Below are 21,496 nucleotides of genomic sequence, written 5' to 3'. Positions count from 1 at the left end.
TCGGCGAGTCGAGAGGGGAGCGTGCACGTCCGGCGAGGAAGGACCGCCGCATCGCGAGCTCTCGACCGGGGCGCGCTCGGCGAGGCGAGCGCGCCGGCCGGCGATCGACGGGACGCCGGCCCGCTCACCGGGCCGGCGTCCTCCGTCCGGCTACTCGAGCAGCTTGCCCGCGGTGGCGACCTCGCCGCTGATGAGCACCTGGATCTCCTCCGGCACCGCGGGGATCTCCTCGCGGGTGATCCCCGTGGAGGGCGACCAGACGAGGTTCACCCGGAGGGCCGGGTCGATGTCCGGGTAGTCGCTGCGGTTGTGGCAGCCGCGGCTCTCCCGGCGCTCGAGGGCGGCCTCGAGGGTGGCCCGCGCGGCCATCGCGGCCGACTTGAGGTCGAAGGCGTGGGCGAGGTCCTGGAAGCCGGCGATGTCCGGGTGCACGCCGATGTCGGCGATGCGCGCCTCGATCGCGTCCAGCTCCGCGAGCCCGGCGAGCAGGCCCTCCTCGTCGCGGACGACTCCGGCGTGCTCGGTCATCGTGTTGCGGATCGCGCGCTGCAAGGCGCGGACGTTCTCGGTGCCGTCGGCCGCGAGCAGGCCGGCGATCTCGTCGCGCGCGACCTGGACGGACGCCGCCGAGCGGGTCTGAGCCGTCAGCGAGGCGGAGTACTCCGCCGCCGCCTGCCCGACGATCCGGCCGAACACCAGCAGCTCGATCAGCGAGTTGCCGCCGAGGCGGTTCGCGCCGTGCAGTCCGCTGGAGGCCTCGCCGATCGCGTAGAGGCCGGGGACGTCGGTGCTGTGGTCGTCCGAGCGCACCCAGACCCCGCCCATCGAGTAGTGCGCGGTGGGAGCGATCTCGATCGGGTCCTTCGTGATGTCGAGCATCTGCAGCTCGAGCATCGTCTGGTAGACGCGCGGCAGCCGGGTCATGATTGTCTCGCGCGGGAGGTGCGAGACGTCGAGCCAGACTCCGCCGTTGGGCGTGCCGCGGCCCTCCTTGATCTCGGTGTAGCAGGCGAGGGCGACGCGGTCGCGGGTCGAGAGCTCGAGGCGCTCAGCGTCGTACTTGCCCATGAAGCGCTCGCCGAGGCCGTTGCGGAGGATGCCGCCCTCTCCCCGCGCGGCTTCGGAGATCAGCGTGCCCGCCGCGTTCTCGGGCTCGATGATGCCCGACGGGTGGAACTGGACCAGCTCGGGGTCGCGCAGGCGGCCGCCGGCCTCGACGGCCAGGCGGAACGAGTCGCCCGTGTTCTCGTCCCGGCGGGAGGAGGTGCGGCGCCAGATGCGGTTGTGCCCGCCCGCGGCGAGGATCACCGCGTCGGCGTGGATCAGGTAGCGGGTGCCGTCGACGAGGTCGAAGCCGTAGGCGCCGAACACGGCTCCGTCCTCGTTGACGAGGATGCGCGTGACGTAGACGGTGTCCAGGATCGGGATCTCGAGCTGGGCCGCGCGGTTGACGAGCGTGCGCTGGATCTCGAGGCCGGTGTAGTCGCCCGCGAAGGCGGTCCGGCGGTAGGTGTGCGCGCCGAAGAAGCGCTGCGAGATGCGGCCGTCGTCCTCGCGGGCGAACGGCATGCCGTAGCGCTCGAGGTCCTGGATGCCGCGGGCGGCGTTGGAGGTGACGATCTCGACCGTGTGAGGGTTGGCGAGCTGGTAGGACTCGGTGATGGTGTCGGCCGCGTGCTGCTGCCAGCTGTCGTCGGGGTCCATCGTGGCGAGGGCGGCGTTGATGCCGCCGGCGGCGAGGGAGGTGTGCGCGTCCGACTTCGAGCGCTTGCCGAGTGCGAGGACGTCGACTCCCGCCTCGGCGAGCTCGATCGCGGCGCGCAGGCCCGATCCGCCGGTGCCGATGACGAGGACGGAGGTGGAGATCCGACGCTCCGGTGCGGTGGTCTCTGAAGTGGTCATGCCTCCACGCTAGGCACCGCGCTTCGATTACTCCAATGCATAATCCTGGGCATCCCCATGCACGTAGGGTATCGATATGGATCTCGAGCAGCTCACCGGATTCGTCGAGGTCGCCCGCCTCGGCAGCTTCACCCGCGCCGCCGAGGCGCTGCACCTGGCGCAGCCCTCGCTGAGCCGCCGGATCGCCGCTCTGGAGCAGGACCTCGGCTCCGAGCTCTTCCACCGGGCGCGCTCCGGCAGCACCCTCACGCCGGCCGGCGAGCTGCTGCTCCCCCTCGCGCGGCGCATGCTCGCCGACGCCGGATCCGTGCGCCGCGAGCTGGCGGAGCTGGCCGGGCTCGAGCGCGGCCGGGTCCGGTTCGGCGCGACGCCGACGCTGTGCATCAGCCTCGTCGCGGAGGTGCTGCACGCCTTCCACGCGGCGCATCCCGCCGTGGAGCTGCACCTCGCCGAGGACGGGTCGCGGAGCCTCTTCGACCGGCTGGCCCGCGGCGAGCTCGACCTGGCGCTGGTGACGACCTCGACCGCGGCCGCTCCCGGCGCCTTCACGGTGACCCCGCTGCTCGTCGAGGAGCTCGTGGTGGTCTCCTCCGCCGCGGAGCCTCCCCTGGCCGCGACCGGCGCGCTCGACCTGGCGGCGGTCGCCCGTCTCCCGCAGATCGTGTTCAACTCCAGCTACGACCTGCGCCGGACGACCGACGCCGCGTTCTCCGCGGCGGGCCTCGAGCCGGACGTGGTGCTGGAGGGCGCCGAGATGGACGCGGTGCTGCGCTTCGCCGAGCGGGGCCTGGGCGTCGCGGTCGTCCCGGCGATGGTGCTGCAGGGGCGCCCGGGCCTGCGCTCGATCCGCATCGAGGAGCCGACGCTCGAGAAGCCGACGCTGACCCGGACGATCAGCCTCGCGCGCCCGGCGGACCTCGCGCCGACCGCCGCGGCGCGGGTCATGCAGCGCACCATCGCGGCGACCGCCCGCGCCTTCGCCGCCCAGGCCGGCGGCACGATGCGCCTGGCCGGCACCCGCTGATCGAGCGCGGGTCTCGAGACGCCGCTGCGCGGCCGGACATGCTGATCGAGCAGCCCTCGCAGAGGGCGCATCGAGATCCCCCATCGCGCAGGAGCGCCCCCGGCCCCGCAGGGCCGGGGGCGCTCCCCGGTGGTTCAGCCGTGCGCTACGAGCACGGGCGCGCCGCGTACGGAGCGCTCACCTCCGTCTCGACGGGGGCGCCGTTCATCGTCGCCGTGGCGTCGACGGTCACCGCACCGGCGGGCAGGTTCGCCTGACGGGTGGTGAAGGCGTGCGACACGGTCTTGCCGGCCGCCACCGAGGTGAACGACTTCGTGCCGGACGTCGACGTGAAGGTCACGCCGACCGGGACGTCGGAGCCGTTGGTGGCCTGGACGGTGACGATCGCCTTGCCCGCGATGCAGCGGGTCGCGGCGGACGCCGTGATGTCGAGAGCCGGAGCGGCCTCGCCCTCGGTGAAGGCGAAGGTGTCGAGCTCGAACAGGTCGCCGGTCGGTCCGGAGTAGCTGAAGTACACGTCGTGCACTCCGGTCGCTCCGGTCAGCGCGGCGCTGACGTCGGTCCACTCGCCGGTCGTCCCGTTCACCGCGACGGTGCCCGCGACGGGCCCGGTCTCGGAGTCGAGGCGGACGGTGATGGAGCCGCCGGCCTGCAGGGCCTTGGCCTTCGCCGTGAACGTCGCAGCTCCGGTGTCCCCGAAGTCGACGGCGGACAGCGCGGTCCAGTCGCCGTTGTCGAGGTCCTTCAGCACGAGGTTCTGCGTCGCGCCCGCGGCGGGGGTGCCGATCGGAGCGGTCGCGATCCCCTTGCTCCAGCCGATGGTCTCGGCGGGGAAGGTGCGGTAGCCGTCGAAGTCCTTGACCTGATCGACGCCCTTGTAGTCGCCCACCACCTGCTTCACCGTCCCGTCGGCGTTGAACTGCAGCTCCTGGATGTGGGGGCTGCGGTACCCCTGGGTGGTGTCGCCGTTGATGCGCTTGTTGAGCGTCGGCGCGTGGTAGGTGAAGTAGTACTTCCCGCCCATCTCGAAGACCGACTGGTGGTTGTTGCCGCCGGTGCCGGCTCCGAAGAAGCGGCTCTGGTTCGGGAACATCACGCCGGCGTAGGCCTCCTTGGGCCACGACATCGGGTCGTCCGAGATCATGTAGCCGATCTCGCCGCCGCCCGGGTAGCCGGGCTCGCGGGTCTGGTTGCCGCCGAAGTCGTTGCCGCCGAAGTGCGACGAGTACGAGAGGTAGTACTTGTCCTGGCGCTTGAACACCTGGGCCGCCTCGAACGCGACGGGCGCGTCCACGACGGCGGAGGTGCCCTCAGTCGAGATCATGTCGTCGCCGAGCTCGATGACGCGGATGTTCTTCGGGTTGTTGAAGCGCTCGGCCGCGGGGAGCGCGGTCGAGGCGGGTCCGCCTCCGAAGAACAGGTAGCCCTGGCCGTCGTCGTCGATGAGCGGTGCCGGGTCGAACTTCCACGCGACCGCCTCGGCGCCCGGGGTGGACGCGTTGATGAGCGTGGAGGTGCGCTGGCTGGTCCACGGGCCCACCGGCGAGTCGCCGGTGATCACGTTGCTGGAGCCACCGCCGTTGGCGTAGTAGAGGAAGTACTTGTCGACGCCGTTCACGGTCTTCTTCGCCATGCCGGGAGCCCACGAGTTGCCGGTGAAGGGCGCGACTCCGGTGGAGCCGGCGACCTGGATCTCACCGTGGTCGGTCCAGTTGACGAGGTCGTCCGAGGAGATCACGGTGATCTGGTTGATCTTGCCGTAGTCGATGCCCGCCGAGACGCCCGTGGCGGGGTTCGGAGCGTAGCCCTGGGTGTCGTTCGTCATGTACATGTACACGCGGCCGTTCTCGACGAAGCCGAAGCCGTCGGCGCCGAACTTCCAGCCCATGAGCGGGTTGTGGTCGCCCGGGATCTTGCCCACGACCTCGATGGTCCGCGAGGCGGGCGCGGCGGGTGCCGCTCCGACCAGCGAGACGTCGTCGAGCTTGTAGTCCATCAGGTGCGTCTCGGGTGCGGCCGACGGAGTCGCGGTCCACGGCGTCTCGAAGAAGAGGCGCGCGGTGGCGACGCTCTGCCCGGCGGGGATGGTGAACGACCCGTTGATGGTCGCCCACTGGCCCTTCGTGGCGGTGACGCTCGCGAGGTTCGTGTAGGTGCCTCCGCCGTAGTGCATGGTGGCGAAGAACTGCTTGGTCGCCGGGCTCGCGGCGTTCTCGTACTTGATCTGCGCCTTGACCTGGTAGGTCTGACCGGCGGTGACCTTGCCGCTGAGGTCCTGCATGGCGCCGGCGCCGGTCGTCGTCCGGCCGCTGACGAGCGCGGCGGCGGTGCCGGTGCGCGCGTCGGTGGTCGTCGCGATGGTCCCGGCGTCGGCGGCGTTGCCGTTGTTCACGAACCAGCTGCTGATGCCGCTCTCGAACCCGCCGTTGACGATGAGCTCCGTCTCAGCGGCGGACGAGGTCTGGGCGGCGAACGGTGCCACCAGGAGCGCGGTCAGCGCGGCCGTGGCCAGCAGCCTCAGCCGCAACCGCCCCTTCGGAGCGGCTTCTCGATGTGGTGATCTCACGGATCCTCCTTGATCGTGTCGTGCAGGAGATCGTCGGCGACGGGTGCCGCTGACGCGTTCGGGGGCGGGGGCGGCCGCGCGGGCCGCCCCCGGAGTGCTCAGCCGCAGGACGCGGCCGGGTGGGGCGCTCTCACCGTGGTCGTCACCGGCTCGCCGTCGAGGGTGGCTGTCGCGGTCACGACCACCTCGGCGGCGGGGACCGAGGCCGCCCGCGTGGTGAAGGCGTGGCTCGTCGTGGCGCCGGGTGCGAGCGCGGCGACCGTCTTCGTGCCGGAGGCGCTCTCCATCCGGAGGGCGACGGGCACGTCGTCGGCGTTGGTCGCCCGCACGGTCACGACGACCTTCCCGGCGATGCAGCGGGTCGCGGCGGCGGCGGTCACCTCGAGCGACGCCTCCTTCAGCGTGCCGAGGCGGGCCAGCTGGTAGCTGAGCGCGCGCTCCGGAGCGTCGATCTGGTTCTGCGATCCCGCGGTGCCGACCGCCTGCGCCTTCGCGAGGACCGACTGGAGGTCGGACCAGGCGTCGGCCGGGTAGTCTCCGGAGCGGAGGGTCGCCGCGTGGGCGATCGCCGCGTCGAGCTGCGAGCGGTCGAGCGCCTTCCCCTCGGAGGAGAGGGTGTCGCTCAGGAGGAACTCGTCGACGTCGACGTGGCCGCCGGCGGTCTTCGTCGCGTAGCTGAACAGCCCGAGGCGGTGGCCCATGAAGTGCGTGAGCTGTCCGTCGAGGGTCTGCGGGCCGACGCGGCTGCCGAGCTTCGTCCAGCTCGTCCCGTCGAGGCTGTACGAGAAGGTCGTCCAGAGCTGCCCCGCCGGGGCCGAGAGCTCGAGGTCGGCCTTGAGGCGCACCTGCGAGGCGTCGCCGAGAGCGGCGGTGGTGCCGGGGAGGAAGGACTCGACGGCCGCCTGGTCGAACGTGGTCGCGAACGGCTGGCTGCGGTTCACGACGCCGACGGTGTTCACGCCGTCCACTCGCTTGACCGCGACGTAGGAGAAGCCGCGGTTGTAGGCCGCGAGCCCGGCGACGTCGCCGTCCTTCATCCCGGAGACGTCGAACGCCGCCTCCGCCGACTGCTTCGGCGCCACGATCCGCTGGGAGAGCGTGTTGCGCGCCTCCTCCAGGTAGGTCATCTCGGGCGAGCCCGAGAGGCGCGTGTGCGCGGCCGTTCCGCTGAGCACCTTCCCGTTGGTGAGGCGGAGCCAGCCCTCGCGCTCGGTCAGCGACCAGTAGCGGTTGTCGGGGGCGTGGTTCCACTGCCACGGGAGGGCGAGGTTCGAGCCGTTGGGCTCGATCTCGGCGACCGTCGGGCGCTCCACCGTGGGGGCGGCGCCGACGAGCGAGACGTCGTCGAGCAGGTACTCGGTGCTCGAGGACGCCGGCTGCGGGTTGCCCCACGGCGTCTCGACGGCGAACTTCACGCTGCCGATGTTCGCGGTCTCGGGCACCGTGTAGGTCCCCGTGATCGTCGTCCACTGCCCCTGCGTGACGGCGGCGGACGCCATCGTCACGGGTCCTGCGCCGAAGTCGGCGCAGAGGTTGAAGCGGACCGACGCGGGGCCGGTCGTGTACTTCACCTTCGCGGACACGGTGTACGTCACGCCGCGCTGCAGCTTGTTCGCGAGCACCTGGCTCGGGCCGGAGCCGTTGAGCGTGCGGGTGCCCACGCGGAGTGCGGAGGTCCCGGACGCCGGGTCCGTCGTGTCCGCCGACAGCGTCGCGCCGAACTGGCCGGCCCACGGCGCCGTCCCCGACTCCGCTCCCGGGTTCTGGAGCAGCTGCACGCCGAGCAGCGACGGGTCGTAGGCGGGCGCGGGCGGGATCGTCCACGACTCGTCCTGGTAGGCCTTCGCCGGGGCGTCGTTGTCGAAGTCGTCCGAGACGACGATGCTCTTCTGCCGCTCGAACAGCTCCTCCTCGGGGCTGAGGCGGATCGGCTTCGGGAAGCTCCCGCCCACCGGCACCGAGCCGTTCGTCCCGAAGGTCGGCCAGCCGTCCTTCCACGTCGCCGGGATGAGCCCGGGGATGCGGCCGGTCGGGAAGCTGTCGCGGAAGAACATCCCGTGCCAGGCGGTCGAGCCGTCCTCCTTCGCGATCGGCACGAGACTCCCCTGGGCGAACCCGCTGGAGTTCAGCACGCCCTTGCCCTCGTAGGGGTTGCTGCCGTCGGCGGTCGCGTAGCGGCCCAGCAGCTCGGAGGAGCGGAACAGCGCCACCTGGCGGCCCTGGCCCGAGGGCCAGGTGATGATGACGATGTAGTACTGCCCGTCGATGTACTGCACCTGCGCGCCCTCGAACAGCCCGCCGAGGTAGCCGGCTCCCGGGTAGTCGGAGGTGCGGAGGATGTTCGGGTACTCGGCGACGACGGTCGTCAGGTCCTCACTGAGCTTCACGGCGCTGGTCGAGCCGGAGCCGTAGAAGATGTAGGGCGTGCCGCCGTCCGCGTCGTCGAAGAAGAGCGACGGGTCGTGGAAGGCGCGGCCGAGGGCCGTGCGGGTCCAGACTCCGTCCTCGATGTCGTCCGTCGAGTAGAGGTAGGAGCCGCCGAGGTTGTTCGTGTTGAAGACCGCGTAGTAGCGGCCGTCGTGGTACCGCAGCGACGAGGCCCACTGGCCGTTGCCGTAGGAGTTCTGCCCGTTGCGGAGCGAGAAGCGGTCGCCGATCTCGAGCCGGTCGAAGACGTAGTTGACGATCTCCCAGTTGACGAGATCGTAGGACTTCATGATCGGGGCGCCCGGGCTCAGGTGCATCGTGGTGCTGATCATGTAGTAGATGTCGCGGCCCTCGTCGTTCTCGGACGCGGGAACGCGCTCGACGCTGACGTCGGGGACATCCGCATTGAGCAGGGGCACGGAGTAGGTGCCGTCGCCCTTGTCGGTCGAGGTGTACGACGCCTTCGGCGACCAGGCGTCCGCGGCCGTCGCCGGAGCGGCGGAGGCGAGCAGGCCGGTGGCGAGGAGGGCGCCGATCGCCGTCGAGGCGACTGCGCGCAGCCGGGTCATTCGAACAGCGAGAGGGTCAGGACGGAGGAGTAGTCGCCGGGCTCGACGTCGGCCTCGGTCTTGAGAGTGAGGTCCGCGGAGACGGTCCAGGAGCCGTCGGTCGCGGTCTCCTGGGAGTCGAGCGACAGCGCGAGGAGCTCCTGGTCGAGGAGGCCCACGGCGTCGTCGCCCTCGTCGAGGACCGTGTCGACCTGGTCGCCCTCGGCCACAAGGCCGGAGTCGCCGCCGTCGAGCAGCGTGGGAGTCCAGCCGAGGTGGTCGGCGGTGATGTCCTCCTGGTCCGCGTCGCCGGTGAAGGCGCTCGCCGAGCCCAGGACGTACCAGCCGGCGTCGTCCGCGATCTCGTCGGCGGTGCGGGTGTCGGTCACCGTGACCTCGGGCAGCTGACCCGTGAAGGTGCGGACGGTCGGGGTCGATCCCTGCTCGGTCAGCGTCGACTCGGTGCCGTCGACCGACATCGAGAGGAGGCCGGGCTGCTCCAGCTCGGCGATGCTGACCTTCACGTCGACCGCGTCGGAGCCGAACTCGGTGTCGGCGGCCGCCGCCGCGGCGGCGACTCCGGACAGGAGCAGGCAGCCGGCGAGAGCGGCGCCCGAGCGGACGAGCCAGAGGGGTCGGGGGGTGCGTCGCGTGGACATGGTGTTCCTCACTCGATCGGCAGCGTCGCCGATCAGGTCGAGCGCCGGACGGCGCGGAGTGGTGGCGCGGCCCGAGGCCGCGAGAGGACGGAGCACGGCGCCGCCCGAGGGGCGTTCGGCCGCGCCTGGTGCGCAGGACGCGCGGAGAGTGGCGGACGGCTCGTGCGCGGCGGCTTCCACAGCGTGGCCACGCGAACTCCAGCTCTCGACCCCCTCAGCACTGAGGGGAGAAAGGCTGCCCGACACTCGTCTCTCTCGACTGCTGAGCTTTCCCTCAGCTAGTCTTGCGGGCAATGTTACCGGGAACATTCCCGATTGCAAGGACGTGTTCCCATCCGTCCGGAGCAGCGCAGCGAGGCGATCACCGCGTTCCGCCACGGCCGGACGGGGACGGCGGGAGGGGACGAGGATGTCCGCAGGAGCGACGACGGCGGAGGCCGAGCAGGAGGTCGTGACGACGGAGTGCGCGGAGCGCCCGGGCGTCATCGGCGTGCTCCTGGGTGACTTCGAGCCGTTCGGCACGGAGGTGCTGCAGGGAGTGGCGACAGCGCTCCGGGGGACGCGGTTCGACCTCCTCGCCGGCAGCGGGGGGAGCCGCCGGGGCCGGGCGGGCTGGGAGCACGAGTCCCTGCGGCGCCTCGCCGAGGCGCGCGTGGAGGGGGCGATCCTGGTGACGCCCTCCGGCGTGATCACCTCGTCGGACCTGCCGCTCGTGGTCGTGGATCCGCTGACCGCTCAGACCGAGCTGCACTCGGTGGCGACCGACGACTTCGGCGGGGCGCAGCTGGCGACGAGCCACCTGATCGGGCTCGGCCACCGCCGCATCGGCTTCGTCGCGGGCCGCCCCGATCTGGAGTCGTCGCACCGGCGCGGCGCGGGGTACCAGCGGGCGCTCGCGGACGCCGGTCTCAGCTACGACCCCGCGCTCGTGCGGGTCGGCTACTACCGGCACGACCCCTCCCTCGTCGCCGCCCACGAGCTGCTGCTGCTGCCCGACCGGCCGACGGCGGTCTTCGCCGCGAACGACGCCTCCGCCATCGCCGTGATCGAGGCGGCCCGGGCGCTGGGCCTCTCGGTGCCCGGGCAGCTGTCCGTCGTGGGCTACGACGACGTGCCCGACGCCTCCCGGGTGGTCCCCGCCCTCACGACGGTGCGGCAGCCGCTGCACCGGGTCGGGCGCGCGGCCGCCCGGGCTCTCCTGACGCTCATCGACGGCGGGAGCGTGGCCGAGCCGCACGTGCGGCTGCGCAACAAGCTCGTGCTCCGCGGGTCGACGGCGCCTCCGGCCGAGGGCTCGGGACCCGGCTGACTCCTCCCCCGCCCCCAGCCGGCGGGAATACGCTCGGCGCATGAACCAGCAGCGCACTCCGGTCACGGTCACGGTCACGGGAGCGGGGGGCGCCATCGGCTACGCGCTCCTGTTCCGCATCGCCTCGGGTCAGCTCCTCGGGCCGGACGTCCCCGTCCGCCTGAACCTCCTCGAGATCCCCTCCGGCCTCCGCGCGGCCGCGGGCACGGCGCTCGAGCTGCAGGACGGCGCCTTCCCCCTCCTCCGCGGGATCGAGGCGACGGACGATCCGGCCGCCGCGTTCGACGGCGCGAGCGTCGCCCTCCTCGTGGGCGCCCGGCCGCGCAGCGCGGGCATGGAGCGCGCCGACCTGCTCGCCGCGAACGCGGGGATCTTCGGGCCGCAGGGCGCCGCGCTGAACGCGCACGCCGCCTCCGACATCCGCGTGCTGGTCGTCGGCAACCCGGCCAACACCAACGCCTGGATCGCGCGGCGCAGCGCCCCGGACATCCCCGCCGGCCGCTTCACCGCGATGACGCGCCTCGACCACAACCGGGCGCTCGCGCAGCTCGCCGCGAAGCTCGACGCCCCCGTCGACGCGATCGAGGGCGTCGCGATCTGGGGCAACCACTCCGCCTCGCAGTACCCCGACGCGACCCACGCCACTGTCGACGGACGTCCGGTGCCCGAGCTGGTCGACGCCGAATGGCTGCACACGGAGTTCGAGCCGCGGGTCGCGAAGCGCGGTGCCGAGATCATCGAGGTGCGGGGCGCTTCGTCGGCCGCGTCCGCCGCCTCCGCCGCGATCGACCACGTGCGCGACTGGGTCGACGGCACCGAGTGGACCTCGGCCGCCGTCGAGTCGGACGGCTCCTACGGGGTGGAGGAGGGGCTGATCTCGTCGTTCCCGGTCCGCTCCGTCGACGGCGAGTGGCGGATCATCGAGGGGCTCGAGATCGACGCGCACTCCCGCGCGCGGATCGACGAGTCCGTGCTCGAGCTGCGCGCCGAGCGCGACCAGGCGCTGGCGTTCCTCGCGTCCTGACGCGCTCCGCCCGTCCCCTCTCCGCGAGATGCCACTTCGGTACGCCTCGCGCGGCGTGTCGCGTACCGAAGTGGCATCTCGCGGAGGAAGGGGTCAGCGGCGCTTCTCGGGGGTGGGGAGGGTGCCGGAGGCGCGGGCGGCCTCGTACCAGGCGTGAGCCTCCTCCTGGCGCTCCGCCTCGGCGCCGGTCGCGATCGCCGCGCGTACGTGCTCGGGCCCGTAGCCGAACGCCGCGACCAGGTCGGCGGCGTGCGGACGGATGCGGGCGAGCAGGCGGTCGATGTACGACGTCACCGCGACCGCGCGCTGCGACGACAGGCGCCCGTGGATGAGGTACCAGTCGAGGTGCTTCTCGATCAGGCCCAGGCCGAACAGGTCGCGGAGCCAGGTGAGGACGGTGCGCGTGCCCGCGTCCTCGACGCCGGCGAGCGCCTCCGTGAACGCCTCCCACTGCAGCAGCTCGGCGTGCGCGCGGGCCGCCTCGATGAGCTCGCTCTGGTGCGCGTTGAACAGGCGGGCTGCCTCGTCCGAGGGCAGCTTCGACGCCGGGCGCAGCCCTGAGGCGATCCCCGCGACCATGCTCTCGACGCGGCCGGTGAGCAGCTCGCGCTGGTCCTCCCGCAGCTGGCCGACCGAGCGGGCCGTCGATCCGCGGTCGGCGACGACCTGGGCCAGACGGCGCAGACCGGAGTTGTCGACGGTCGCCCCCGCGACCTGCGAGGCGGCGTACCGCGCCAGCTCCGCGGGCTGGGCGCCCTTGAAGCGGCGTCCGACGTCGGTCAGCAGCCGCTTCGCGACCAGCTGGAGGAGGACGGTGTTGTCGCCCTCGAAGGTCGCGTAGACGTCGAGGTCGGCGCGCAGCTGCGTGAGCCGGTTCTCCGCGAGGAAGCCTGCGCCTCCGCAGGCCTCGCGCGCCTCCTGCAGCGTGTCGAGAGCGTGCCAGGTCGACAGCGCCTTGAGCCCGGCGGCGAGGGTCTCGAGGTCCTGCCGCGACTGCTCGGTGTCGTTCGCGCCGGAGAAGACCTCGTCGAACGCCGTCAGCAGCTTCTCGTGCGCGAAGGCGGCGGCGTAGGTGGTGGCCAGGCGCGGCAGGAGGCGGCGCTGGTGCCGCTGGTAGTCGAGCAGCACCTCCTCCCGCTCGCCGCCGCCGGTGAACTGGCGGCGCTGGTCGCCGTAGGTGACGGCGACCGTCAGCGCGATCTTCGCGGCGGCGACCGAGGCTCCGTCGAGCGAGACCCGGCCCTGCACGAGCGTGCCGAGCATCGTGAAGAAGCGGCGGCCCGGGCTCGCGATCGGCGAGGAGTAGGTGCCGTCGGCGGCGACGTCGCCGTAGCGGTTCAGCAGGTTCTCGCGCGGGACGCGGACGCCGTCGAAGTGGAGGCGGCCGTTGTCGATCCCGTTCAGCCCGCCCTTGAGGCCGTCGTCCTCCCCGCCGACCCCGGGCAGGAACGCGCCCTGCTCGTCGCGGATCGGGACGAAGAAGGCGTGGACCCCGTGGTTCACGCCGCGGGTGACCAGCTGTGCGAAGACGACCGCCGCGCGCCCGTCGACCGCCGCGTTGCCGAGGTAGTCCTTCCAGGCCGCGCGGAACGGGGTCCTCAGCACGAACTCGCCGTCCTCGTAGGTGGCGGTCGTGGCGATCGACGCGACGTCGGAGCCGTGGCCGGTCTCGGTCATCGCGAAGGCGCCCGGGATCTCGAGGCTCATGATGCCCGGCAGCCACTTCTCGTGGTGCGGGCGGGTGCCCAGGTGCAGGACCGCGGCGCCGAAGAGCCCCCACTGCACGCCGGACTTGATCTGCAGCGACGGGTCGGCCGTGACCAGCTCCTCGAAGCCGGCGATGTTCCCGCCGTGGTCGGCCTCGCCGCCGAGGTCGACCGGGAAGGCGCGGTGCACGCCGCCCTCGGCCGCGAGCACGTGCATCTGCTCCGAGACACGGAGGCGATGCTCCTTCATGGGGAGGCCGTCGGTGCGGTGCAGCTCGGGGCGGGCGGTCAGGGCGCGGCTCGCGAGACGCTGCTCGCGCCAGGCGCCGAGCAGAGTCTCGCCGAGGGCGGCGACGTCGACGGCGGGAGCGCCGTCCTCGTCCAGGCGCGCGTCGACCTCGGAGCCGAGGGAGTCGACCGGCGGCGTGGGCGCGATGGAGCCCGAGCGGGAGCGCCGGGCCCGCGTGCGCCCAGTGGCCGCCCGGTCGGCGGCGTCGGCGGCGGAGCGGGGGTGGGGAGCGGTGCTGACCATGGTGTTCGTGTCCCTTCGACCGTCTGCGGTTCGGGCCGCTCCCGGTGCGTCGTGCGCCGACGGGCGCGGCAGCGGAGGCGGTCCTCGCACGGTAGGTCGCACGGCGGCGCGGCGGAAACGTTCCGTCGCCCGGGCACAAACGGCGCCGGGCGGAGGCGGAAGCGCGTTGTCGGAACCGACCAGGCGGGCGGGCCGGGCCGCGACGCGCTCCGTCCGGTTCCGGATGCGGCGAAGGCGGAGCCGGGGGAAGCGGAGCCCGGACGCGGATGCGGCCTGGAGCGTGGCTAGGCTCGGGGCATGAGTGAGCCGCCGCTTCCTCCGCCCCCGCCGCCCCGGCCGCCACTGCGCGCGCCGCAGGCCCTGCCGCAGGAGGTCGCCGTGCCTCCGGAGCCGCGGCCGCAGCAGGAGGGCAGGGCGGCGCAGGCGGGCAGCGTGCCGCAGGAGGCCGTCGCGCAGGCGGGACCTCTCCGACCGCCGCGGCGGATCTGGGACCTCGCGCTGACGATCGTGCTGATCCTCGCCGCCGCCGCGGCGACCCTCGGACTGTCGTTCGTCGGGCTGTTCTTCGGGCTCGCGGGCGATGCCTGCATGGGCTCGAACGTCTGCCGTCCCGGCTGGATCGAGGCGGGCGTGCTCCTCGCGGGATTCGGAGTGTGGCTGCCGTTCCTCGCCGCGCTGATCGTGGCGGTCGTGCGGCTCGTGCGGCGCCGACTCGCGTTCTGGGTGCCCGTCGTCGGGCTCGCGCTGTCCTTCTCCTGCACCCTTCTCGGCGCCTGGCTGGCGGGGGTCGGCTCGGGAAGCTGACCCGCGACGGCTCGGGACGCCCCTCCGCGAGGGCTCAGGCGGTCGGGCTGCGTGGGGTCGAGCCGACCACCCGCGAGGGGCTCGAGCCGACCACCTGCGGGGGCTCAGACCGTCGACCCGCGTGGGATCAGTAGCTGTCCCAGCCGGGCTCCCAGTCGGGCTCGTCCGGCGGCACCCAGTCGTCCTCCGGCGGCTGCGCGGCGGACACCGGCGGACCGGCCGACTCGCGGCCGAACGAGGGCTTCGCCCCTCCCGAGCGGGAGGACCCGCCGCGGGCGGCCGGCGCGCGGCGGGGAGCGGGAGCCTCCTCACCCGGCTCCGGGACGGCGATCTCGGGGCTCTCCCCCGCGACGACGGCGAGCACGGCCTCTCCGTAGGTGAGCAGCTTCTTCTGGCCGACGCCGCCGATGATGCTGAGCGCGTCCATCGTCGCCGGCTCGGCGGTCGCGATCTCGCGGAGGGTCGCGTCGTTGAAGACGATGTAGGCCGGGACCGCCTGCGCGCGGGCCTGCGCGGCGCGCCACTCCCGGAGCCGCTCGAACAGCGGCTGAGCCTCGCCCGACAGCTCGGCGACGGTGGAGCGCCCGGAGCGGGAAGATCCGCTGGAGCGGGCCGGCTTCTCCGGCTCCTGCCGCAGCTCGACCTTCCGCTCGCCGCTGAGGACGGAGCCGGACGCGGGCGTGAGCACGAGCGTGCCGAAGCCGTCGTCGTTCACGCCGAGCAGGCCCTGGGCGAGGAGCTGGCGGGCGACTCCGCGCCACTGGGTGTCGCTGAGGTCGGCGCCGATACCCCAGGTGGCCAGCCCGTCGTGCTGGTGCTGGGTGGTGCGCGGCGTGGTCTTGCCGCGGAGGACGTCGATGATGTGACCGGCGCCGAACTGCTGGTTGCGCTCGCGCTTGAGGCGGACGACCGTCGACAGGAACTTCTGCGCCGCGACGGTGCCGTCCCAGGAGGCGGGCGGCTCGAGGCAGGTGTCGCAGTTGCCGCAGGCGGTGCTCTCCTGGCCGAAGTAGGCGAGCAGGTTCACCCGGCGGCACTGGACCGTCTCGGAGAGCGCGAGCATCGCGTCGAGGTGCGCGGACATCCGGCGGCGGTGCGCCAGGTCTCCCGGCGACTCGTCGATCATCCGGCGCTGCTGGACCACGTCCTGCAGGCCGTAGGCGAGCCAAGCGGTCGAGGGCAGCCCGTCGCGGCCGGCGCGACCCGTCTCCTGGTAGTAGCCCTCGACGGACTTGGGCAGGTCGATGTGCGCGACGAACCGCACGTCCGGCTTGTCGATCCCCATGCCGAAGGCGATCGTCGCGCAGACGATGACGCCCTCCTCGCGGAGGAACCGGGACTGGGCGGCGGCGCGCACCCGCGAGTCGAGGCCCGCGTGGTACGCGACGGCGTCGAAGCCCGCCGAGCGGAGCGCCTCGGCCGTCGCCTCGACGCTCTTGCGCGAGAGGGCGTAGACGATGCCCGCGTCGTGCGCGTGCTCGCGCCGCAGGAAGTCGATCAGCTGCTTGCGCGGCTCGACCTTGTTGACGATCCGGTACTGGATGTTCGGGCGGTCGAAGCTCGAGACGAAGTGGCGGGCGGCGCCGAGGTGCAGGCGCGAGGTGATCTCGCGGTGGGTCGCCTCGGTGGCGGTGGCGGTGAGGGCGATGCGCGGGACGTCGGGCCAGCGCTCGGCGAGCTCGCCGAGGGCGAGGTAGTCGGGGCGGAAGTCGTGGCCCCACTGGCTGACGCAGTGGGCCTCGTCGATCGCGAAGAGGGCGATCCGGCCGCGGGCGAGGAACTGCTTCGTGCCCTCGTTGCCCAGCCGCTCCGGGGCGACGTAGAGCAGGTCGAGCTCGCCGTCGAGGTAGGCGCGCTCGACGCGGCTGCGCTCGCCGGCGTCCTGGGTGGAGTTGAGGAACTCGGCGCGGACGCCGTTCGCGCGGAGGGCGTCGACCTGGTCCTGCATCAGCGCGATGAGCGGGGACACGACCACGCCGGTGCCGGGGCGCACGATGGCGGGGATCTGGTAGCAGAGCGACTTGCCGCCGCCGGTGGGCATCAGGACGACGGCGTCGCCGCCTCCGATGACCTGCTCGACGATGGCCTGCTGCTCGCCGCGGAAGGAGCCGTAGCCGAAGACCTTCTCGAGGATCGCCTGCGCCTCGGAGGATCCAAATCCCGGGGTGCCGCTCGCCGCGTCGCTCCCGACGCCGCCGCGGGAATCCGCCGAGGGGTCGGCGAGCGGCGGGGCGGGGAGGGCTGTCGCGGTGGGCTCTGTCACCCGGGGAACTCTACCCGCCGCCTCCGACGCCGCCCCCGGGGTCCGCGGAACTGTGGAGAAGGGCTGGAGGAAGGGGGGCGGGGGAGGCGGCTGCGGGGCGCGATGGGGGCTTCTCCGGCGCCCGGCTCAGAGGTCGGTGAGGGTGCGGGAGTCGCCGTCCCAGAAGCGGACGCCCGCGAGTCCGACGGTGAACGGCTCGCCGAGGAGGGGGACGGCGTCGCCGAGCTGCTCGGCGCGGAGGCGGCGCGAGACGCTGATGTGCGGCGTCCAGGCGTCCGGCAGCGAGGTGCCGACGCCGCCCGGCACGAGACGGGTCGCCCGGGCGTGCAGTGCGTCGAGGGCGGGCGAGCGGACCACTCCCCAGGCGAGGACGAAGCGCCCGGCGTGCGGGAAGAGGAGGACGGCGCCCAGGTCGGCCGTCGCCGGCACCGGACCGAGCGCGCCCGGCTCCGGGGCGGTCAGCTCGGGCCCGGCGACCAGGGTGAGGTGCGGACGGTTGCTGGCGGACGTGTGCAGCGCGAGGCTCGGGATGCCGGCCGCCTCGAGCGCCTCCCACTGGCTGCGGACGCGAGCCTCCGACTCGGGATCGAGGAGGACTTCGAGGCTGCGCATGTCCACATTCTGCCGCGGCTCGTCGGGTGGCCTCGGTCCTTCGTGTGCGCGGGCTCACCGGCGTGCACGCGTGGTCCTCGCTGACCGCCGTGAGTGTGCAGGACTCGTCGCCCTCGCGAGTACGCAGGAGTTGTCGCACTCGTGCTCGACTGCGACAACTCTTGGATACTCGACGCACTGGTGCACGGGTGCTTCCGCGAGTACGCAGAAGTCACCACTTTCGAGCTCGACTGCGACGACTACTGGATGCTCGCCGCCGCTCGGGCGAACGAGCACTCCCGCGAGTGTGCAGGAGTTGTCGCACTGGCGCTCGACTGCGACGACTTTCGCGCACTCGCTGGTCGAGCGCTCGGGCGCTCCCGCGAATGTGCAGGAGTTGTCGCACTCGCGGTCGAGTGCGACGATTTTCGCGCACTCGGGGGGCGGGGCGGGGAGCAGGCGGGCACCGCCGGCCCGCGCCCGGCTCCCGCATCAGCCGATCGTCACGAGGGCGGCGAACAGCTCCGGCGCTCGGCGGTCGACGATCCGGCCGCCGACGCGGATGCCGACCAGCGCGAAGACGGTGCCCAGCACGAGGGCGGCCGCCAGTCCGATCAGGCCGAAGGCCGGATCGCCGCCGATGAGCGAGATCGCGCCGAGGACGATCGACGGGAGCGCCAGCAGGCCCGTCGCCGCCATGCTCCCCAGCATCACGACGCTCGAGATCATCCCGGAGCCCGGCGGCGTCTTCAGCGGGCTGTCCCCCGGCGCGGGCACGGGGTAGACGACGAGCGACGAGGCGACGCTCGACACTCCGAACCCGCTGAGCACGAGGGCCAGCGCCATGCCCAGGACGGCCGGGATCGCGTCGGCACGTCCCGCGTACAGCGCGGTGCCCACGGCCACGACGACCACGGCCGGGATGCCGATGATCGCGGCGGCGATGACGCGACCGGCGCGGTCGGCCGACCCCGTCACTCCGGAGCTGACGTGCGCCGCCCAGGCGGTGCCGTCGTACGACACGTCGGCGCAGAGGGTCACACCGAAGATCAGGCCGACGAGCACGGCGGAGAGCAGCACGAAGGTGTCGCCGCCGCTGCCGATCGCGGAGTAGAAGACCGCGAGGACGACGACCGCCGGGATGACGAGGAGCCCGCGGCTGTAGCGCGGGTCGCGCCACCAGTAGCCCAGAGCGCGCGCAGCGACGGCGCCGGTCGGGGTGCCGGGGAAGCGCGCGAACAGGCCCAGGCCCGCGGAGCCGGAGGCGGAGTGCGCGCCGGACGCGGCGGGCTCCGCGAGGGCGTGGCGCAGCGCCCGGGCCCAGGCCCAGACGAGGACGGCCAGCGTCGCGAGCCCGATCAGCAGGCGCGCGATCGCCGCGACCCAGTCGCCGGCGACGACGGATCCGGGGACGGCCCAGATCGCGCCGAGCGGCGACCAGCCGAGGGCGCCCGCGATCACGGGCAGGACGTCCAGGCCGTCGCGGATCACGTTCGTCAGGCCGAAGAAGAGCGGTCCGAGCAGGATGACGACGACGAGCACGACGCCGCCGATCACCTCGCGGTAGCGGCGGCTCGAGCCCAGGCCCGTGGTGAGCGCGCCGATCAGGCGGGACGCGACCACGCAGGTGGCGACCCCGATCACCGCGGCGACGAGGCCGGGCAGGATGCCGATCGGCCGGCTCCACCATGCGGCGGCGGAGGCGAGCGCGCCGAGCGTGGTCACGACGCCGGGGATGCCCGCGAGGCCCGCGGCGGCGAGCCCGAGCAGAAGGGTCCGCAGCGGGATCGGGAATGTCGCGAGGGTGGGCAGGTCGAGGCTCTGGTCGGAGCCGGACAGGAAGATCGGCCCGAGCACCCAGCCCAGGATCAGAGCGGAGCCGCCGAGGACGATCGCGACGTTCGCGAACGCCGGGTCCGTGCCTCCGAGCGCGACCAGCCCGGCCGCGACCAGGCCGAGCACCGCGATCGCGTAGAGGCCGCCGAGGATCACGCCGATCAGCTGCCACACGTTCCGCGTCAGGGAGTTGCGGAGCAGGAGCAGCCGCAGCCTCAGGAGATGCGCAACCATGCCGGTCCCTCCTGGTGGGTGCGGCCGCCGACCAGCTCGACGAAGCGCTCCTCGAGGCTGGAGCCGGCGCGGACCTCCTCGAGGGTGCCGGAGGCGAGCACGCGGCCGTCGGCGATGACGGCGACGCGGTCGCACATCCGCTCGACGAGGTCCATGGAGTGCGACGAGACGATGACCGTGCCGCCCGACGCGACGAAGCCGGTCAGGATGTCGCGGATGTTCGCCGCCGAGACGGGGTCGACCGACTCGAACGGCTCGTCGAGCACCAGGAGGCGCGGGGCGCGCACGAGAGCGCAGGCGAGCGCGATCTTCTTGGTCATGCCCGCGGAGTAGTCCACGACGAGGGTGCGGTCGGCCGGGTCGAGGCCGAGCAGCGCGAGGAGGTCGTTCGTCCGCTCGACCACGGTGGGTCGCTCGAGCCCGCAGAGCAGGCCGTAGTAGGTGACGAGCTGGAGACCGGTGAGGCGGTCGAACAGCTTGACCCCGTCGGCGAGGACGCCGATCAGGCGCTTCGCCTCGAGGGTGTCCTTCCAGACGTCGACCTCGTGGATCGTGACGACGCCGCTGTCGGGGCGGAGCAGGGCCGTGGCCATCGAGAGGGTCGTCGTCTTGCCCGCGCCGTTGGGACCGACGAGCCCGAAGAAGGAGCCGGCGGGGACGTCGAGGTCGATGTCCTTCACGGCCTCCTTGTCGCCGAAGCGCTTGCGGAGGCCGCGGATCCGCAGGGCGACCTCGCCGTGGCGGCCGGAGGCCTCGGGGGCGGCCCACGCGGGGGTCGCGGAGTCGGTGCGCGCGGAGTCGGCGAGCTCTGCAGTCGTGCCGTCGGCAGCGGTGCGCTCAGCAGCGGCGAGCTCGGTGTCCGTGCCGTCCTGGGGAATGCCGGGGGGCGTCGTCCCGTCCATGTGTGTCCCTTCCGGGCCGCGGTGGGCGGCCGCTCCTCCAGCCTAGGGAGGCGCTGCGGCCGGGGCATCCGTCCAGCGGTGGAGTCGCGCGGAACCCGTCGGCGCGGCCCGGGCGGCCCGGCGCTGCGCTGGAACGGGGCGGGATCGCTGCAGCGCCTTCTGGCCCGGCGGCGCGGCGGGACGGGCGGGATCGGCGCGCCACCGCGGCCTCGGCAGCCGGGCGGGGCGGGAGCACGGCCGCCTACGCTGGCCCCATGCCCACGCTCCTCCTCGTCCGGCACGGACGCACCACCGCGAACACCGCGGGGATCCTCGCCGGACGCACCGCCGGAGTGCGGCTCGACGACGTCGGACGGGCGCAGGCGGCGCGCACCGGTGAGCGGCTCGCGGCGGTCGAGCTCGCGGCCGTGGTGTCGAGCCCGCTCGAGCGGTGCCGGCAGACCACGCGCTTCGTCCTCGACCGGCAGACGGGATCACCGGCGACCGTGATCGACAAGGGCATCACCGAGTGCGACTACGGCGATTGGTCGGGTCGCTCGCTGCGGGACCTCGCGACGGAGCCGCTCTGGGCGACGGTGCAGAACCAGCCCTCCGCGGTGGTCTTCCCCGGCGGCGAGGGGATGCTCGCGATGCAGGCGCGGGCCGTGTCGGCGATCCGCCGGCACGACGCGGCGATGGCGGAGGAGCACGGGGACGGCGCAGTGTGGGCGGCCGTCAGCCACGGCGACACGATCAAGGCGATCCTCGCGGACGCGCTCGGCATGCACCTCGACCTGTTCCAGAGGCTCAGCGTCGGACCGGCGTCGGTGTCGATCATCCGCTACGGTGCGGGGCGGCCCGAGGTCGTCGCGATGAACACGGACGCCGGGGACCTGAGCTGGCTGCGGAAGGCGGCCCCCGTGGCGGACGCCGCCGTGGGGGGCGGTGCGGGGCACGAGTAGGGGGCTTCGGAGGCTGCTCGATCAGCGGGCGGGGTCCGCGCACCGACACGTCGAGGCCCTCGAGTCCGGTGGGGGTGGATCTCGATACGCCCCTCCGGGGCTGCTCGATCAGCACGATCGGACCTTGCTGGTCGACCAGCCGCGCAGCGGCGCATCGAGACCCCTCCTCTCCGGTGGTGACGGATCTCGACGCGCCCCTCAGCACGAGCGGGCGGGCTCCCCGAACGG

General features: G+C 73.1%; 14 protein-coding genes. 5 read left to right on the top strand and 9 right to left on the bottom strand.

Features of this window, described 5'->3' with window-relative positions; genetic code table 11:
* Positions 1–150: 150 nt before the first annotated feature.
* Entirely contained in the window at positions 151–1,902 is a 1,752-nt protein-coding gene (locus GSU45_RS02840) for an FAD-binding protein (protein ID WP_159912545.1), read from the bottom strand.
* A 76-nt stretch (positions 1,903–1,978) separates the two neighbouring features.
* Here GSU45_RS02840 and GSU45_RS02835 point away from each other — a divergent pair, with 76 nt between their 5' ends.
* Entirely contained in the window at positions 1,979–2,926 is a 948-nt protein-coding gene (locus GSU45_RS02835; protein WP_159912543.1) for a LysR family transcriptional regulator, read from the top strand.
* 145 nt (positions 2,927–3,071) lie between these two features.
* Here the strand turns inward: GSU45_RS02835 and GSU45_RS02830 are convergent, their stop codons facing one another.
* The 3 genes from GSU45_RS02830 to GSU45_RS02820 form a co-directional block, all read right to left on the bottom strand.
* Positions 3,072–5,492 carry a family 43 glycosylhydrolase gene (locus GSU45_RS02830; RefSeq protein ID WP_208543482.1) on the bottom strand — a complete coding sequence of 807 codons (2,421 nt, stop codon included), beginning with the start codon at positions 5,490–5,492 and terminating at the stop codon, positions 3,072–3,074.
* A 98-nt stretch (positions 5,493–5,590) separates the two neighbouring features.
* Positions 5,591–8,488 carry a family 43 glycosylhydrolase gene (locus GSU45_RS02825; protein ID WP_159912541.1) on the bottom strand — a complete coding sequence of 966 codons (2,898 nt, stop codon included), beginning with the start codon at positions 8,486–8,488 and terminating at the stop codon, positions 5,591–5,593.
* The gene (locus tag GSU45_RS02820; protein ID WP_159912539.1) at positions 8,485–9,126 is read right to left on the bottom strand and encodes a hypothetical protein; all 642 of its coding nucleotides are present in this window, start codon (positions 9,124–9,126) and stop codon (positions 8,485–8,487) included. Before GSU45_RS02820 ends, GSU45_RS02825 begins: the two co-directional genes overlap by 4 nt.
* 409 nt (positions 9,127–9,535) lie before the next feature.
* Between GSU45_RS02820 and GSU45_RS02815 the strand changes: the two genes are divergently transcribed.
* Both GSU45_RS02815 and GSU45_RS02810 read left to right on the top strand, forming a co-directional pair.
* Positions 9,536–10,435: a substrate-binding domain-containing protein gene (locus GSU45_RS02815; RefSeq protein WP_159912537.1), complete on the top strand. Its 900-nt coding sequence runs from the start codon at positions 9,536–9,538 to the stop codon at positions 10,433–10,435.
* Between the two features lie 40 nt (positions 10,436–10,475).
* Positions 10,476–11,459 carry a malate dehydrogenase gene (locus GSU45_RS02810; RefSeq protein WP_159912535.1) on the top strand — a complete coding sequence of 328 codons (984 nt, stop codon included), beginning with the start codon at positions 10,476–10,478 and terminating at the stop codon, positions 11,457–11,459.
* 93 nt (positions 11,460–11,552) lie between these two features.
* Here GSU45_RS02810 and GSU45_RS02805 read toward each other — a convergent pair whose 3' ends face one another.
* On the bottom strand, positions 11,553–13,697 hold the full coding sequence (locus tag GSU45_RS02805) for an acyl-CoA dehydrogenase (RefSeq protein ID WP_159912533.1): 2,145 nt from the start codon (positions 13,695–13,697) through the stop codon (positions 11,553–11,555).
* A gap of 297 nt (positions 13,698–13,994) precedes the next feature.
* Between GSU45_RS02805 and GSU45_RS02800 the strand changes: the two genes are divergently transcribed.
* Positions 13,995–14,501 carry a DUF6264 family protein gene (locus GSU45_RS02800; RefSeq protein ID WP_159912531.1) on the top strand — a complete coding sequence of 169 codons (507 nt, stop codon included), beginning with the start codon at positions 13,995–13,997 and terminating at the stop codon, positions 14,499–14,501.
* Between the two features lie 127 nt (positions 14,502–14,628).
* On the opposite strand, the gene recQ is transcribed toward GSU45_RS02800, so the two are convergent.
* The 4 genes from recQ to GSU45_RS02780 form a co-directional block, all read right to left on the bottom strand.
* The gene (gene recQ, locus GSU45_RS02795) at positions 14,629–16,635 is read right to left on the bottom strand and encodes a DNA helicase RecQ (protein WP_244248270.1); all 2,007 of its coding nucleotides are present in this window, start codon (positions 16,633–16,635) and stop codon (positions 14,629–14,631) included.
* 255 nt (positions 16,636–16,890) lie between these two features.
* Positions 16,891–17,376 carry a 2'-5' RNA ligase family protein gene (locus GSU45_RS02790; RefSeq protein WP_159912527.1) on the bottom strand — a complete coding sequence of 162 codons (486 nt, stop codon included), beginning with the start codon at positions 17,374–17,376 and terminating at the stop codon, positions 16,891–16,893.
* A gap of 471 nt (positions 17,377–17,847) precedes the next feature.
* Complete coding sequence (locus GSU45_RS02785; RefSeq protein ID WP_159912525.1) at positions 17,848–19,425, bottom strand: transporter; 1,578 nt, start codon at positions 19,423–19,425, stop codon at positions 17,848–17,850.
* Entirely contained in the window at positions 19,407–20,327 is a 921-nt protein-coding gene (locus tag GSU45_RS02780) for an ABC transporter ATP-binding protein (protein WP_159912523.1), read from the bottom strand. Before GSU45_RS02780 ends, GSU45_RS02785 begins: the two co-directional genes overlap by 19 nt.
* A 254-nt stretch (positions 20,328–20,581) precedes the next feature.
* Between GSU45_RS02780 and GSU45_RS02775 the strand changes: the two genes are divergently transcribed.
* Entirely contained in the window at positions 20,582–21,268 is a 687-nt protein-coding gene (locus GSU45_RS02775) for a histidine phosphatase family protein (RefSeq protein WP_159912521.1), read from the top strand.
* Positions 21,269–21,496: the final 228 nt, after the last annotated feature.

It is taken from the genome of Rathayibacter sp. VKM Ac-2801 (assembly GCF_009834245.1).
Classification (GTDB): Bacteria; Actinomycetota; Actinomycetes; order Actinomycetales; family Microbacteriaceae; genus Rathayibacter.
The sequence above is the reverse complement of the archived record's forward strand: the minus strand, read 5'-3'. Positions and strand labels throughout refer to the sequence as shown.

Bases quoted from the DNA above. Each gene is read 5' to 3' on its own strand.
- GSU45_RS02840 (WP_159912545.1), bottom strand. From the start codon at position 1,902: ATGACCACTTCAGAGACCACCGCACCGGAGCGTCGGATCTCCACCTCC.
- GSU45_RS02835 (WP_159912543.1), top strand. From the start codon at position 1,979: ATGGATCTCGAGCAGCTCACCGGATTCGTCGAGGTCGCCCGCCTCGGC.
- GSU45_RS02825 (WP_159912541.1), bottom strand. From the start codon at position 8,488: ATGACCCGGCTGCGCGCAGTCGCCTCGACGGCGATCGGCGCCCTCCTC.
- GSU45_RS02820 (WP_159912539.1), bottom strand. From the start codon at position 9,126: ATGTCCACGCGACGCACCCCCCGACCCCTCTGGCTCGTCCGCTCGGGC.
- GSU45_RS02815 (WP_159912537.1), top strand. From the start codon at position 9,536: ATGTCCGCAGGAGCGACGACGGCGGAGGCCGAGCAGGAGGTCGTGACG.
- GSU45_RS02810 (WP_159912535.1), top strand. From the start codon at position 10,476: ATGAACCAGCAGCGCACTCCGGTCACGGTCACGGTCACGGGAGCGGGG.
- GSU45_RS02805 (WP_159912533.1), bottom strand. From the start codon at position 13,697: ATGGTCAGCACCGCTCCCCACCCCCGCTCCGCCGCCGACGCCGCCGAC.
- GSU45_RS02800 (WP_159912531.1), top strand. From the start codon at position 13,995: ATGAGTGAGCCGCCGCTTCCTCCGCCCCCGCCGCCCCGGCCGCCACTG.
- GSU45_RS02790 (WP_159912527.1), bottom strand. From the start codon at position 17,376: ATGCGCAGCCTCGAAGTCCTCCTCGATCCCGAGTCGGAGGCTCGCGTC.
- GSU45_RS02785 (WP_159912525.1), bottom strand. From the start codon at position 19,425: ATGGTTGCGCATCTCCTGAGGCTGCGGCTGCTCCTGCTCCGCAACTCC.
- GSU45_RS02780 (WP_159912523.1), bottom strand. From the start codon at position 20,327: ATGGACGGGACGACGCCCCCCGGCATTCCCCAGGACGGCACGGACACC.
- GSU45_RS02775 (WP_159912521.1), top strand. From the start codon at position 20,582: ATGCCCACGCTCCTCCTCGTCCGGCACGGACGCACCACCGCGAACACC.